General features: G+C 61.4%; 13 protein-coding genes and 1 rRNA gene. 1 reads left to right on the plus strand and 13 read right to left on the minus strand.

Translation table 11 applies throughout. From position 1 onward, the window contains the following. The first annotated feature begins 69 nt into the window (after positions 1 to 69). Positions 70 to 534, plus strand: coding sequence for a GNAT family N-acetyltransferase (locus tag B0T39_RS19740; RefSeq protein WP_081549636.1), 465 nt, complete (start codon positions 70 to 72; stop codon positions 532 to 534). A gap of 31 nt (positions 535 to 565) precedes the next feature. Here B0T39_RS19740 and speB read toward each other — a convergent pair whose 3' ends face one another. From speB to rrf, 13 genes are all read right to left on the minus strand, one after another. Then, complete coding sequence (gene speB / locus B0T39_RS19745; RefSeq protein ID WP_081549638.1) at positions 566 to 1531, minus strand: agmatinase; 966 nt, start codon at positions 1529 to 1531, stop codon at positions 566 to 568. Between the two features lie 146 nt (positions 1532 to 1677). Next, positions 1678 to 2457: a YoaK family protein gene (locus B0T39_RS19750; protein ID WP_019100843.1), complete on the minus strand. Its 780-nt coding sequence runs from the start codon at positions 2455 to 2457 to the stop codon at positions 1678 to 1680. A 146-nt stretch (positions 2458 to 2603) separates the two neighbouring features. Next, the gene (locus B0T39_RS19755; RefSeq protein WP_081549640.1) at positions 2604 to 3419 is read right to left on the minus strand and encodes an SPOR domain-containing protein; all 816 of its coding nucleotides are present in this window, start codon (positions 3417 to 3419) and stop codon (positions 2604 to 2606) included. Then, positions 3416 to 4132, minus strand: a complete 717-nt coding sequence (locus B0T39_RS19760; protein ID WP_081549642.1) for a type III pantothenate kinase — start codon at positions 4130 to 4132, stop codon at positions 3416 to 3418. The genes B0T39_RS19755 and B0T39_RS19760 overlap by 4 nt, the downstream gene beginning before the upstream one ends. After that, on the minus strand, positions 4129 to 5094 hold the full coding sequence (locus B0T39_RS19765) for a biotin--[acetyl-CoA-carboxylase] ligase (RefSeq protein WP_254894608.1): 966 nt from the start codon (positions 5092 to 5094) through the stop codon (positions 4129 to 4131). The genes B0T39_RS19760 and B0T39_RS19765 overlap by 4 nt, the downstream gene beginning before the upstream one ends. Beyond that, positions 5091 to 5591, minus strand: coding sequence for a D-glycero-beta-D-manno-heptose 1-phosphate adenylyltransferase (rfaE2, locus tag B0T39_RS19770; RefSeq protein WP_081549644.1), 501 nt, complete (start codon positions 5589 to 5591; stop codon positions 5091 to 5093). The genes B0T39_RS19765 and rfaE2 overlap by 4 nt, the downstream gene beginning before the upstream one ends. 137 nt (positions 5592 to 5728) lie before the next feature. After that, the gene (locus tag B0T39_RS19775; RefSeq protein ID WP_303245586.1) at positions 5729 to 6130 is read right to left on the minus strand and encodes a type IV pilin protein; all 402 of its coding nucleotides are present in this window, start codon (positions 6128 to 6130) and stop codon (positions 5729 to 5731) included. 57 nt (positions 6131 to 6187) lie between these two features. After that, the gene (locus B0T39_RS19780; protein WP_081549648.1) at positions 6188 to 10561 is read right to left on the minus strand and encodes a pilus assembly protein; all 4374 of its coding nucleotides are present in this window, start codon (positions 10559 to 10561) and stop codon (positions 6188 to 6190) included. Between the two features lie 11 nt (positions 10562 to 10572). Then, the gene (locus B0T39_RS19785) at positions 10573 to 10980 is read right to left on the minus strand and encodes a pilus assembly PilX family protein (protein WP_081549650.1); all 408 of its coding nucleotides are present in this window, start codon (positions 10978 to 10980) and stop codon (positions 10573 to 10575) included. Further along, entirely contained in the window at positions 10977 to 11738 is a 762-nt protein-coding gene (locus B0T39_RS19790; RefSeq protein WP_081549652.1) for a PilW family protein, read from the minus strand. The genes B0T39_RS19785 and B0T39_RS19790 overlap by 4 nt, the downstream gene beginning before the upstream one ends. After that, complete coding sequence (pilV, locus tag B0T39_RS19795; protein WP_052052115.1) at positions 11735 to 12304, minus strand: type IV pilus modification protein PilV; 570 nt, start codon at positions 12302 to 12304, stop codon at positions 11735 to 11737. The genes B0T39_RS19790 and pilV overlap by 4 nt, the downstream gene beginning before the upstream one ends. A gap of 2 nt (positions 12305 to 12306) precedes the next feature. Beyond that, positions 12307 to 12828, minus strand: coding sequence for a GspH/FimT family pseudopilin (locus tag B0T39_RS19800; protein ID WP_081549654.1), 522 nt, complete (start codon positions 12826 to 12828; stop codon positions 12307 to 12309). A 195-nt stretch (positions 12829 to 13023) separates the two neighbouring features. Beyond that, positions 13024 to 13138: ribosomal RNA gene (gene rrf, locus B0T39_RS19805) — 5S ribosomal RNA — on the minus strand. Between the last annotated feature and the right edge of the window lie 8 nt (positions 13139 to 13146).

Consider the following 13146-nt stretch of genomic DNA (forward strand, 5'->3'; position numbering starts at 1 on the left):
CATTTCCCCGTCATCCGGCGGAGATACCCCGCGTGGATACTGGCGGCGTCTTCATCGCACGGAGCCGCCATGGCCCACCTGGAGATCAGCTGCGAGCACGGCCGGCTGGACCGCGACATGATTCTGCGCTTCCTGACCCAGACCCACTGGGCGCAAAACCTGACGCGGGCGCAGTTGGACAAGGCCATCGAGCACTCTCTGGTGTTCGGCGCCTACAGCGGGCTGCGGCAACTGGGCTTTGCCCGCATCGTCACCGACTACGTTAGCTTCGCCTATCTGTCCGATGTGTTCGTGCTGGCCGAAGCACGCCGTCTCGGCATCGGGCGCGCTTTGATGGAGGCGGCGCTGGCCCACCCCGAACTTCAGCAGCTGCGGCGCTTCCTGCTGGTGTCGCGCGACGCGCGCCCCTTCTACCGCCGGCTGGGCTTCGCCGAACTACGCGATGGAGAACGCTATATGGAGCTGCGGCGCGAGCCGGCGGCAGTGCCGGCGCGCGCCTGGTCCTGGTTCCGCGCAAATAAAAACGCCGCTTGATGAGAGCGGCGTTCTTGCATACGCCAACGATTTAAAGCGTGCCGGCCAGCTTCTTGTTGCGCATCAGGCACAGCATGTCACAGGCCAGATGCGCGGCGGCGATGGCCGTGACCTCGCTGTTGTCGTAAGCGGGCGCCACTTCCACCACATCCATGCCGACGATATTCAAATCACCCAGATTGCGGACGATCTTCAAGGCTTGGGCGCTGCTGAGGCCGCCTGGAACCGGAGTACCGGTGCCCGGTGCAAACGCAGGGTCCAGACAGTCGATATCGAAAGTCAGATAAACCGGGCTGTCGCCGATGACTTCCTTGATGCGCGCGATGGTGGCGTCCACGCCGTTGTCGTGCACCCAGGGTGCGTCCAGCACGTTCATGCCCATGAAGTCGTCGTTCCAAGTGCGGATACCCACTTGCACCGACTTCTTCGGATCCACCAGGCCATCTTTCACCGCCTTGTAGAACATGGTGCCGTGATTCAGGCTGTCCGGCTCATCGTCCGGCCAAGTATCGCAGTGAGCGTCGAAGTGCAGCAGCGCCAGCGGCTTGCCGTATTTCTCGGCGTGCGCGATCAGCAGCGGGTAGGTGATGAAGTGGTCGCCGCCGAAAGTCAGCATCTTGGCGCCGGAGGCCAGGATGGTGTGGGCGTGTTCGATGATGGAGGGCTTGATGGTCAGCGGATTGTGCGCGTCGAACCAGCAATCGCCGTAATCGATCACCGCCAGGTCGTCGAAGGGGTTGAAGCCCCAGGGGAAGGGGCTCAGCTCGGCCAGTTGCACGCTGGCGGCGCGGATAGCCTGCGGGCCCAGCCGCGCGCCGGAGCGGAAAGTGGTGGACAGGTCCAGCGGAATGCCGGACACCACCACGTCGGCGCCGGTCAGGTCGCGGCTGTAGTTGCGGCGCATGAAGGACAGCACGCCGGCATAGGTGTTTTCAATGGAAGAGCCGTGAAGGCCCTGACGGCGGATCGCGCCGTCGCCGAAAATGGTTTCGCTCATGAAGACTCTCCGCAAGAGAGTACGCCGGGCTCAGGCGTCCCGACGATTACCGTCTATCTTGCACAGCCGACGGCTTAAGGCTGCCGCCCCCCTTGGGGCGGAACTCTGGAGTTTGCCGCGATGCGCACGCACAAGAACCAATCTAATCAATGGCTTTCCAGCTGGATGCGCCACAGCCGGAAACGCAGCCGAACATCGTACCAGACCGGGCGCAAGCCCAACAAAAACAAGAGCAGCGCCAACGGCAGGGTGAAACTGTATCCCATATGCTTGAAGCCCAGCGCGCCCACCACGCCGCCGCCGAAAAACGACAGCAGGATCAGCAAATAAGTGCGCAGCTTGACGCGGTTGGCGCGCACGTCTTTAACCTTGGGCATGCTTTTACGGCCGTAGTAGCTGAGCTTGGCCAGTTCTATGCCGATGTCGGTGGCGATGCCGGTCATGTGGGTGCTGCGCAACAGGCCACCGGACAACTTGGTAACGATGGTGTTGTGCATGCCCATGATGAAGCAGAGCAGCATCACGGTTAACGGCGTGAAAAAGCCCTTGTGCAAAGACAGCGCGGCCCCCAGCAAGCCGAACAACAGCAGCAGGCCGGCCTCCTCCATCATGGACACGCCGTAACCCCCGCGCAGCCGCTGCCGACGCGCCCACAGTATCAGCCAGGAGCTGTGCATGGCGCCGGCGATGAAGCACAACAGCATCACCAGCAGGGACAAGCCCAAGGTGACCTCGCCCAGCGCGAATTCGTCGGCCATGCCGGACACGATGCCGGACATGTGCGAGGTGTAGCGGTGCACGGCGAGGAAGCCTCCGGCGTTAAGGGCGCCGGCGATGAAGGCCATGGACCATCCCAAATGCCGCAAGGTGTGGTCATTGAAACGACCCCGGTCCAACAGCCGGGTGATGTTGGTTCGTCTGGACATATCCTGCTGACAGAATGAACAACGGCGGCCAATGGCCGCCGCTATCTGAGAAATGAAGACACTGCGCCTGCGCCCTGCCGCGGGCGATGCTTGATAGTGCATCGCCGCGTCGGCGCTGGCAAGCAGTCAGATCAAGACTAGCCGCCTCATCCGCAGGATTTCAGGCCGATTCCCGGGGTCAGCCGCTTTTGCAGCGCCTTGAGCTTGTCGGCCTGCTGCGCGTCCAGCGTCTTGAAGCTCAGTGTGGTCTTGCTCGCCTTCTGCCCCTTCTGCTGCACCAGCGCCTTGTCGTAGCCCGCCGCCTTCAGTCGCGCGGCCAAGCCCTTGGCCGCGTCTTCCTTGCCGAACAGGCCCAGCGACAGATGGCCTTTGAAATCGTCGCTCTTGACGATGTAGTTGTCGAAGCCCTTGCCCTTCAGCTCAGACGACAGCGTCGAAGTCTCCGCCTGAGTCGCCAACGGCGGGTAGTAAACCCAGAAGCGCCCGCCGCCGGCGGTTTCTTCCTTGCTGGCCTCGCTCAGCTGGCCGGCCTTGAGTTTGAGTTGCGGCACGCCGCCCTTGACTCTGGCCAGCAGCTTCTCGTCCAGCGGCCCCCATTGCAAGCAAGCCACGGCGGTATCCGCCGGCTTGGCTGCTTCGGACTTGGCGTCCGCTTTGCCTGGTTCGGGCTTGGCGGCTTCCACTTTGGCCGCCGCCGTTTTCGGCGCGGACGCTTCCGGAGCTTTCTTGGCCGCGGCGGGCTTGTCCGCTTTGGGCCCGGAGGATTCGCGCAAAGGCTCCGCCGCCGGAGCGGAAGCGGCCGGCGCGGAGGCGGCGTTCGGCCTCCAGTTAGCCGGCAGCAGCTTGACCAACTCCGGGCTCACTTCCTGCGCCCGCACGTCCGCCGGCGGACGCTGCTTGAACGAGCCATACATCGCCACCAACAAATTCAGCACCACGACCAAGGCTAGAAACCACTTCATTTTTCGTCGGCCACTCTTAATAAGCCCAATAACACCAGATTATCCACGATCTCGACCGGCCCGGCGAGCCAAGGCGCCAAGCTCGCGGCGTCGCCGCCGGTCAGCAGCACCCGCACCGGAGCGCGTCCGGTATGCGCTTGCAATTGCCGGCGCTGCGCTTCCACCGCGCCGGTCAGCGCGAATACCGCGCCGCTGGCCAAGGCATCTTCGGTCCCTTGCGGGAACGACGTCACCACCCCGGCGGAACGGTCTAAATTGGCGGTGTTGAGCGCCAGGCTGCTCAACATCAGATTCAACCCAGGCACAATCAGCCCGCCCAGATATTCGCCCTCGGCCGTCAAGGCCTCCACGGTCAGAGCGGTGCCGGCGCAGGCGACGATTACATCGCCCTGATGCAGTTGCCTCGCGGCCAGCACCGCCAGCCAGCGGTCGGCGCCCTGCTCGGCAGGGTTGCGGTAAGCATTGCGCACATCGCCGAAGCCAGCCTCCGCGCGCACCCAGCGCAAGGGGCAAGGCGTCGCCGCCGCCAAGGCTTTCGCCACCTCCTCGCGCGCGACCGACGCGCCCCAGGCGGCCGTAATCGGCCATTGCCGCCAGGCTTCGGCCAGGCCGGCGATCTCGCCGTGCTCCACCGCGCCCCGCACCAACCAGCCGCGACCATCATGCACCGCCCATTTGACCCGGCTATTACCGGCGTCGATCAACAACTTCATGCCAGCTTCCTCAAACTGACCTCGCCGGCGTGATAGGTTTTCATCCCGCCGGCGGTGTCCACCAGCAGCTCGCCGCTCTCGGCCACGCCGCGCGCCACACCCTGTACCGGGTCGCCATGGGAAAAACTCAGACAGACCGGCGCGTCCTGATGTGCGGACAAACTCATCCACTCCTGACGCAAGGGCACGAAGCCATGCCGGTCGAAATCGCTCAGCACTCGATGCAATTCGTTCAGTAGTTCCGCCAGCAGCACGCTGCGCGCCAGCTTGACGCCGGCCTCGGCCAAACAGGCCACCGGCTGGTCCACTTCGCCCGGATCGCTCACATTCATGCCGACGCCTATCACCACCGCGGTTGGCCCCAGCGCATCGCCGGACAGCTCGATCAGGATGCCGGCCAGCTTGCGTTCGTTCAGCAGCACATCGTTCGGCCACTTCAAGGCCACCGGCGCGCCCAAGCGCCGCAACGTCCGCGCCAAGGCCACTCCCACCGCCAAGGACAGCCCGGCCAGTTGGGACAGGCCACGGTCGAAACGCCACAGCAGGGAGAAGGTCAGGCCCGAACCCAGCCGCGCCTGCCAGCGTCGCCCCAGCCGGCCCCGCCCGGCGGTTTGCAGCTCCGTCGCCAACACCAAGCCATGCAGGCCGCCGCTGGCGGCGCGCGCCAACAATTGGGAGTTGGTGGAGTCCGTACGCTCCGCCACCGCCAGCGTAAACGTGTCCGCTGCCGCTTCGTCCAGACCATCGCGGATAGCCGACACGTCCAGCCATTCAAACGGCGCCACCAAGCGATAGCCCTGGCCGCGCACGCTGAACACGGTGACGCCCAAGTCCTGCTGGATGGCGTGCACCGCTTGCCAAACCAGGGTGCGGGAACACCCCAGTTCGCCGGCGATGTCCTCGCCGGAATGGAAGCGGCCGTCGGCGAGACGACGCAGCACCGCAAAAGCATGCTCGCTCACTGCTTGGCCTCGTTGGCCCGGATCTTGTGCAGCGTAGCGGTAGTGGAAGTATCAAACAGGAAAGGTATGGAATGCACCGAACCGCCGCGCGCCAGCGTTTCAGCGCTGCCGACGATCTTGTCCGGCGTCCAGTCGCCGCCTTTGACCAGCACGTCGGGACGCACCTGCTCGATCAATTGCGCCGGGGTGTCTTCGTCGAAACAGATTACCAGGCTGACGCTTTCCAGCGCCGCCAATACCGCCGCGCGGTTGTCCTGAGGATTGATGGGCCGGTCGTCGCCCTTGCCCAGACGACGCACCGAAGCGTCGGTGTTCAAACCCAGCACCAGGCTGGCGCCCAAGGCGCGCGCCTGCGCCAGATAAGTCACATGCCCGCGATGCAGGATATCGAAGCAGCCATTGGTAAAAACGATGGGACGCGGCAAGGCGGCCAGCTTCTCCGCCAGCTGTTCCTGGGTGCAGACTTTATTTTCGAACAAAGGCGTCGGGTAGGACATCGGCTTCCTTCAAACTCGGCAATCGTCCATGGGCGGACTCGTCCCCCACGGACATCAAGTTGCGAAGGATACCACAGCCCCCCACCGCTGCCGCTAACCAAGCCACACACTCCGCGCAAGGCTGTCGCGTTTCGCCCTCAGCGCCAACAATTGCTAACGGTACCGCTGGCGGCTCCCTTGCTGCCCAGGCTGTTCAGGCTTAGCGTGCCACAGCTTTCCCCCACCTGCCCCCCTGCCGGCGCCGCCTGCAGCGAATATCCCTGACCATTGGCCAGCGTGGCGGAGGCGCTCAGGTCGCCCATGGTGATGGTGTAGCGGCTATCCTGGCTGCTGAGGCTGGAGGAGGCGTAGCCCAGCGCCGTCAGCGTGGATGCATAGCCGTTATTGAGCGTGAAGTATTTTTCCTGAGCCTGGGCAATGGCTTGCAACTCGGTCTGCGCTTCAGCCCGATAGGTGCGCTGCACGTAGTTGGTGTACGCCGGCAGGGCGATGCTGGCCAAGATGCCGACGATGGCCACCACGATGATCAGCTCTATCAAGGTGAAGCCGGAAAGCGTACTCCGTGTCCGCCTGTTGCAATATTTCATTCCCCGCCCTCAGTTATTGATCAGTTCGCGCCAGGTGACGCGCTTCCAGCTGCGTGCCAGATTCCAGCCGGTGATTGAGGTGCTCCCCGTGGTGCTGCTGGATAGCGAGAAGACCTTGCCGCTCAAGACAAAATCGGTGGTCCCCAGCGAACCGCCCATCTGCTTGCCGATGATGGGCTTGTAGTTGCCGGAAGAGTCCGTCGTTTGCGCCACGGTGTCCGCCAGCTTGGGCTTGATCCCTGCGCCGCCGTTGTCGTACTGCACCCGCAGAATATAGGCGGCGTCCTTGGGCGTGCAAATGTCGCTGGCATCCGAAGAGGGGATATAGGTCTGGTACTCCAGCGTCTTCGAATAATAGTTCAACATCCCCACCACTCGCTCACCGCTGATGTTCAAATCCTCGTACCAGCCCAGCTTGCCGGAGGAGGAGCTGATCGAGCCGTATTGTGTCGAGCAGCTCTGGTTCGCCGTCGCATTGGCCAGCGTGTAGTCTTTCCAGCTGATCGAGGTATTGGTGGCTTGCCGGTAAGTGGTGCCGCTGATCACATTGGTGGACAAGGTCTGTTGCAACAACAGGCGACGATCGCAGACCGGCGCGCCCCAGTCCCAAATGCCGTACACGCTGTGGTTGTTGGATTCCGCACTGCAACTGCTGGTTTTGTCGCAGCTTTCAATGTACTTGCCGGTGCCGAACATCACCATCCGGTTAGTGTTGCTCGCCGTTGTAGCGCCGTTGCTGACCGGCATGGTAGCCGTCACCGGTGCCAGCACGATGGGCTGCGCCACGCCGCTGCCGTCTTTCGCGCTAAACAACGGTACGCCGTTCAGTGCCACTTTCCAATTGGACGGAGTACTGGAGCTGAGGTCGAATTTCCACAAATTACCCTTCAGGTCCCCCGCGTAGATCACGTCTATCGTACCGTTGCCGTCTAGATCCACCGGCTCGATGCTGGACAGGCCATTGGGCGACACCGCGGTGCCGGACAAAGTGGAGAGCTTGTAGTAGTTGTTGTTCAGGATCCAGCTGACGCTGGGGTTCAGCGACAGAATCAGCAGAGTGGCGTCGCCGTTGGTGCTGTTGTAACCATTGTGGCTGACCACATACCACTTGCCGTCATTGAGTTTGATGATCTGAGGCGCTCCAAACACATAGCCCATATCCAGATCGTTGGTGGCGTTGAATTCCCACTTGGCGATGGAAGCGGCGCTGCTTTCGCTGAAGCTGTCCGGGCTGGTGATATCGAGCAGATACAGGCCCTTGCCGCCCGCGCCCAGGCCGCCGGCCAGGTAGCTGCCCCAAGTGGTGCCGATCTGGGCGTCGACGGCGGCCGGGGTCGAGTCGACATAAAAATTATGGGTATAGGAGTTGCTGGCCAATTGGTTCAGATTGCCGAATACCGGCGAGGGAATGTAGGCCAACAGTTCCATGCCGGTCGTGGCCTGGAAGCCATGCAACATGCCGTCGTTGGCGCCCACGTACACCATGGAGGAACGACTACCCTTGCTCCCCACGAAGGACTGGTAGCTAGGGGTATTGTAGTTGGGATCGCTGGAGCCGCTCGCCGGCGCAGGGAGGTAAGCCGGCGAGGAATTGACGATATCCCCCAGCTTGGTGGCGGGCCGCGGCCGGAACTGGGTGCTGCCGTAGCCCTCGTTCGCCGGGCTGCCCCGCAGATAGGTCAGCCGGCTTTGCGTCACCGAGCTAAGCTCGGTCAACGAAGCCCGCAAAGCCTGCTGCTGCACGGTATTCAGGCTGGACCACTGGAAGGCCTGCCCCCCGCCGATGCCGCCGCTGGAAGTGATGATCTGGCGGCCGGTGTCGCTGCTCACCTTCAGCTTAGCGTTCCACAAGGGATTGCTCAGGGACAGGCTGGTGCCGCTGACCAGAATCTTGCGGGCACTCAAATCCCCGGACCAGTCCGCGCTGTTGACCGAGGCTTCGTAGTAATAGGTGTCGCCGCTGATCGTGGACTTGCTGCCCACGCCTGCCGAACCCGAACCATTTTGGTTACTGATGTTCTGAAAAGCCTGATCCAGCTGGGCATTCAATTTGGAGGGATTGCTGACCAGCGAGTAATTATCCGGGTTGCCGTCGCCGTCCGCGTCCCACTGCCAGACATTATTGGGGTCGAAGGAATTAGGGTTGCTGGGATTGGTCTTGTTGTCCGTGAAGCCACCATACTTCGCCATATACCATAGCGGGCTCTCAAACAAGGTGGTCGAGCCCTTGGTGGGATCCAGTGTGAAAGTGGCGGAGAAGGTCAACGGCAGTACTTTGCAGCTAGCACTGCTGAGGCCGTAGTTCAGCGGGTTATAACCGGACTGCCCGCTGCTAGTACCGATGCATTGAGTAGCACTGCTTGTTTCATTCTCGCGTACCACCAGATAAGCGCCAGCCTTGTTCTCGGCAGAGGCTCCGGCCAGGGGCTGCACGCCGGAAATGATGAACCCCAGGTGGTTAGCGTAGCCACTGGCCGCATAAGTGGAGTTGACCGTCACTTGCACCTGGTTACTACCTACCTTGGTAATCTGATAAGTTGCGATCGCGTCCAAGTCGTAGTCGCTGCCGAACTCGCTATCGTCGAAGTTCACCTGGAAAGAATAGGAACTGCCATCGCTGGCGGCGCTGGTCAGGAAGAAGTTGGTGATGGTTAAGGTGTTGCTTGCGCCGATAACCACCTTGCCGAAGGGCACCAGCGTGACCGCGCCGCCGGTCAAGGGCACGGTGATCTTGGGCAAGGGCGACGACAACCCCACCGCGAAAGTGCGCACCGGCGCCAGGGTGGCGCCGCTGGGCGGGCTGGTCGGCGTTACCAGGATATTGGTCCGCGCATAATAGGCGGCCATCGCCGCGTAAAAACTACCCTGACGCGTCGGCTCCTCCGGCGACAAGCCGCGGACGTCGAAGTTGGAGGCGGACTTGCTGGTCGGCAAACCGTCGGCGGTGCCGCCGGACACCTCGCCTATCATCACGTTTTTGCTACCGCTGCCAAACTGGTAGCTCCACAGCGTGTTGCCCAGCTGGCTGACGTTCATCCCACTCAAATCATTGCTGTAGGAGAAGCCCCAGGGCGAACCCGGCATCTGGCTGTCGTAAGAGGTCAAGGCCTCGCTGATCACGGTGACGAAGGGCTTGGTGCACCAGGCCCTGCCGTTATAGGGATTGGTCCAACTGCTGATCTTGGGCAGGCCCAAAGTACTGGTATCGATTGAGGTGGAGCCGGTAATGAATTTGGGCCCGCTCTTGCCCGCCAGATAACGCAGGCCCTCGTAATACATAGTGGCCACAGGGTTGCCCCAGTTGCCGCTGCCGCTGGTGGAAGTGTCGTAGCTAGAGCTGGGCTTGTTGATCCTGAGACGATCGATCGTATCCGCAATGCCTCCCGCCTTGAAAGTGCCGTCGCTGTTCAACTCGTTGCCAAACTTGCCGATGGCGTCGCGCAGTACCCCGCCCAGCTGCGGCGAGTCGTAAGAGCCGGTCAACAAGCCAAACTCCATATTGCTGCTGATGCCGTACTTGTGCAACAGACCGGTAGGCAGGTAATTACTGCCGTACTGGTTGCAGTTGCTCTCCAGCAAGCCCGCCACGCAAACCCGCACTTGCAGGGTCAGGGCGGTGAAGTTCTGCGAGAGCTTGCCGTTGCTCTCGGTGCTAACCCAGTCCGTCATCACGTTCTTGGTGGGATCCATCGCCGCGATCCGCAGCACCGGCGTACCGGGATAGCTGCCGTTGTCCATGTTCACCATGACAATGTTGCGGCCCGCCGACAGCATGCTGGCTATGGTGCTGGTGGAGGTGCCTGCGCCGTTTTCATACTTGGACACGCCCAGCGTGGTATCGACGTAGGAGGCCAAGGACACCGTGGGGCTGGTCGAGATGACGCTGCCGAAAGACTTTCCCCACACATGGGCGTCCAGCGGGATATTGGAGCGAATCAGCGTGGCTGGAGAGGCGCTGATCCGCTTGCCTCCATACAGCGATTTGCGCAGCACATCGATGCGCGACATGGTGACGTAGTTGAGGAAGTCCCCGCTCCAGTGCGAGCCGTCGCAGGTTTTGTCGCTGGTCGTGGCGTAAGGGATAAAGGCCCCGCTGGACGAGCTGTAGGTGTAACACTTGAAGGAGTCGAAATAGCCGTAATAGTCGATGGACTTGGGCTTGTAGCCAATATCCGGCATCCCGACTCCGTCCAGGTCCGTATAATCATTGTAAGCCGCGACAAACAGATTATGGCTCTTGCCCATCACCAGCAGATTGATCGGGTTCACTTGCAAAGTGTTTTGCAAAAGGGGCTGGGTCGGAATGGTCAACGCCCAGGCCAGGCTTCCCTGGGTCAGGGCCAAGATCAGACTCAAGAAACCTCGCAACATGATGCGCGCCATATTCCGTCTCCTTACTGCTCCACCCAGACGACGGACTCCAATTGCGTCTGGGTTGTGTTCAACAGGGTCTTGCGACCGCCGTAGCCTGTCGCCAGCAGGCGGTAGTAATCGCGCCCCCCGTTGGTGCTGACATAGCTGATGGTATAGGTGGCGGACGCGGCCGAATTGGGCACGGCGACAGTGCCGCTCGCCGTGGTGCCGCTCGCCGGCAGATTGTCGGCCGTGGCGATATAAGTCTCGGCCTGACGCATCGCCACTTCCGCCGCCATGAAGGCGATGGCCCGCTCGCGATTGTTGCCGCCCAGTTTTTCTTCCATCAGCGCCGAACGCACCGCCCCGAAACCGAGCATCGCCAACACGGTCAGAAAAATCAGGGCCACCAGTAATGAAAAACCCTGTTGTCGCGTCTTGGCCGTCATGACAGATTGTTCCGCAAGAAAATAGACGTCCGGAAGGTGCGCGCCAACTTGCCGTTATTGGACACCCCGGCGGCCGGATAAGCGTTGCCATTGCAATCGGTTACCGAGTAGCCGCTGGGCGCGGTGTACTGGGTGTCCGACTCCACCAGAATACACACCTGCACCACATGTACATTCATCCAATTGGCAACATTCCCAGCAGAGCGGTATATATCAGGAACATTGTCTGCCGGGGTACTAAGATCCTCCCCGTACATCAGCACCAACTGCTTCACCCCGCTCAGCACCGTGCTGGTGCTGCCCGTCGAGGTGCAGGTCATCACATCGCTGGCGGTACGGGCAATCGCGAAATTATAAGCCGTCGACGCGCTGGCCACCGGACTGCCCTGGCAATCTATGATCTGATTATCGTTATTTCCGTAAAAGCGGTAGTTCAAAGTGCCGCTCGCCTCTAGCAACACCGTGCCCGCGCTCGTGAATGTCGTGCCGCTGGCGGGGAAATTGACGGCCAGGCCATTGGCCAACCTGGTGGTGTCCACATAGCCGGCCTGACGCACTTGTTCCGATATCCAGCGAATGGCGAAACGCCCCTTCTCCTGCACCTCGGCCTGCGCCGCCTGGCTGCGAAACACGGTCTTGTTGGAATAGAACACTTGGCCGACCAGCAGCACCACCATCAAGCCCAGCGTCAACGCCACCATCAGCTCGATCAAGGTCATGCCGCGTTCATGGCGGCTGCGCATCGCCAAGGTTTTCATCGGAATCGGTACTCGAAGGTCTGGGTTTGCATGGGCGTGGTGCCGCTCGCCGCTTTTTCCTGCCAACTGACGCTGACTGAAACCTGGCAGGCCGTGCCTGTGCCGGAAGCGCCGGCCAGGCTATAACTGCAAGCGCTTAAGGTGCTGGCCGTCGTGCCGTCCGTTTTTTTCAACAGAACTTGCACAGAGCCAGAGCCGAACATGCTGGTAGTCGCTGAGGCGAAATAGGCGGTATCAGACGCCGCGATGTTCTGAATGGAAGCGATGTTGCTCGTACACTCCGACGTCGCCACCCCGGAGGCGTAGCATCCCAGCGCGCTATTCAAATCCATCTGATTGCTGGCGGAGTTCAAGGCATAAATCTGATCGCCGGTCGCCGCTCTCACCCGCTCAGCCGCCTCCACCGCCAACTCCGAGGCCAGGCTGCGCATATAAGCATCATGCGAATCGCGGATAGACTTCAGCTGCATGCCGGCCATGGCCAATAAGCCCAGCGCCACGACCAGCACTGAGATCAGCACCTCCAGCAAGGAAAACCCGGCCTCCGCTTTCTTCCCTGTTCGCATATTCAATTCCCGCTGATCAAGCCGTACGGCGCTACCTGCACCGTACTGCTGGCCGTAGTGGTCTGGCTTTGAAACTGAATCTGCAACGTGGTGGTCAGGCGCGTGCCGCTAGCCGTCGCTCCCCTTGCCTCGCCGCTAGGCGCAAAACGAAAACCGGCCACCGTGCTAGAAGCAACCGCTGCGCCTCCAGGATTATGCACTGACAGAATTTCACTGCTCGAAGGCGAGCCGCTGCCGTCGAGATCGGCGAAAACCAACCAACCCACCGACCAATTGCTGGCCGTATTGGAACAACTGCTGCCATCGGTGGATGCGCACACACCTACTGGCACGCCGCGGCGAATCGCTTCGGCGCGGGCATTGGTCATGTCCGCCACCAAAGCGCGCGACAGCGCCTGGTAACGATTCGTGTCGATGAATTGGTTGAACGCCGGCACCGCCAATGCCAGGCCAATCCCCACCACCGCAATGGCCACCAATAGCTCAACCATGGTGAAGCCCCCCAACGTCGCTCGCCGGCCCATTCCATTCCCGTTGCTTAAGCTATTTTTCAGGATTGTATAGAGAAGCGGATGCAGGCAAGTTCGGCTGGACAAGCGGCAACTAAATCAAGACAGAAGGGAAAGACAAGCGGCAGAAATGGGAAAAAACAAGGCTTCGCGCCATGCCGTACAAATGCATAAAGCCCAGCTCGTGTGAGCTGGGCTTCGCAATGGGGCGTCTGGCGGTGTCCTACTTTCACATGGCGAATGCCACACTATCATCGGCGCTAAGGCGTTTCACGGTCCTGTTCGGGATGGGAAGGCGTGGGACCACCTCGCTATGGCCACCAGACATAAACT

Source organism: Chromobacterium haemolyticum, from assembly GCF_002081825.1.
Taxonomy (GTDB): domain Bacteria; phylum Pseudomonadota; class Gammaproteobacteria; order Burkholderiales; family Chromobacteriaceae; genus Chromobacterium; species Chromobacterium fluminis.

Bases quoted from the DNA above. Each gene is read 5' to 3' on its own strand.
- B0T39_RS19740 (WP_081549636.1), top strand. From the start codon at position 70: ATGGCCCACCTGGAGATCAGCTGCGAGCACGGCCGGCTGGACCGCGAC.
- speB (WP_081549638.1), bottom strand. From the start codon at position 1,531: ATGAGCGAAACCATTTTCGGCGACGGCGCGATCCGCCGTCAGGGCCTT.
- B0T39_RS19750 (WP_019100843.1), bottom strand. From the start codon at position 2,457: ATGTCCAGACGAACCAACATCACCCGGCTGTTGGACCGGGGTCGTTTC.
- B0T39_RS19755 (WP_081549640.1), bottom strand. From the start codon at position 3,419: ATGAAGTGGTTTCTAGCCTTGGTCGTGGTGCTGAATTTGTTGGTGGCG.
- B0T39_RS19760 (WP_081549642.1), bottom strand. From the start codon at position 4,132: ATGAAGTTGTTGATCGACGCCGGTAATAGCCGGGTCAAATGGGCGGTG.
- rfaE2 (WP_081549644.1), bottom strand. From the start codon at position 5,591: ATGTCCTACCCGACGCCTTTGTTCGAAAATAAAGTCTGCACCCAGGAA.
- B0T39_RS19780 (WP_081549648.1), bottom strand. From the start codon at position 10,561: ATGGCGCGCATCATGTTGCGAGGTTTCTTGAGTCTGATCTTGGCCCTG.
- B0T39_RS19785 (WP_081549650.1), bottom strand. From the start codon at position 10,980: ATGACGGCCAAGACGCGACAACAGGGTTTTTCATTACTGGTGGCCCTG.
- B0T39_RS19790 (WP_081549652.1), bottom strand. From the start codon at position 11,738: ATGAAAACCTTGGCGATGCGCAGCCGCCATGAACGCGGCATGACCTTG.
- pilV (WP_052052115.1), bottom strand. From the start codon at position 12,304: ATGCGAACAGGGAAGAAAGCGGAGGCCGGGTTTTCCTTGCTGGAGGTG.
- B0T39_RS19800 (WP_081549654.1), bottom strand. From the start codon at position 12,828: ATGGGCCGGCGAGCGACGTTGGGGGGCTTCACCATGGTTGAGCTATTG.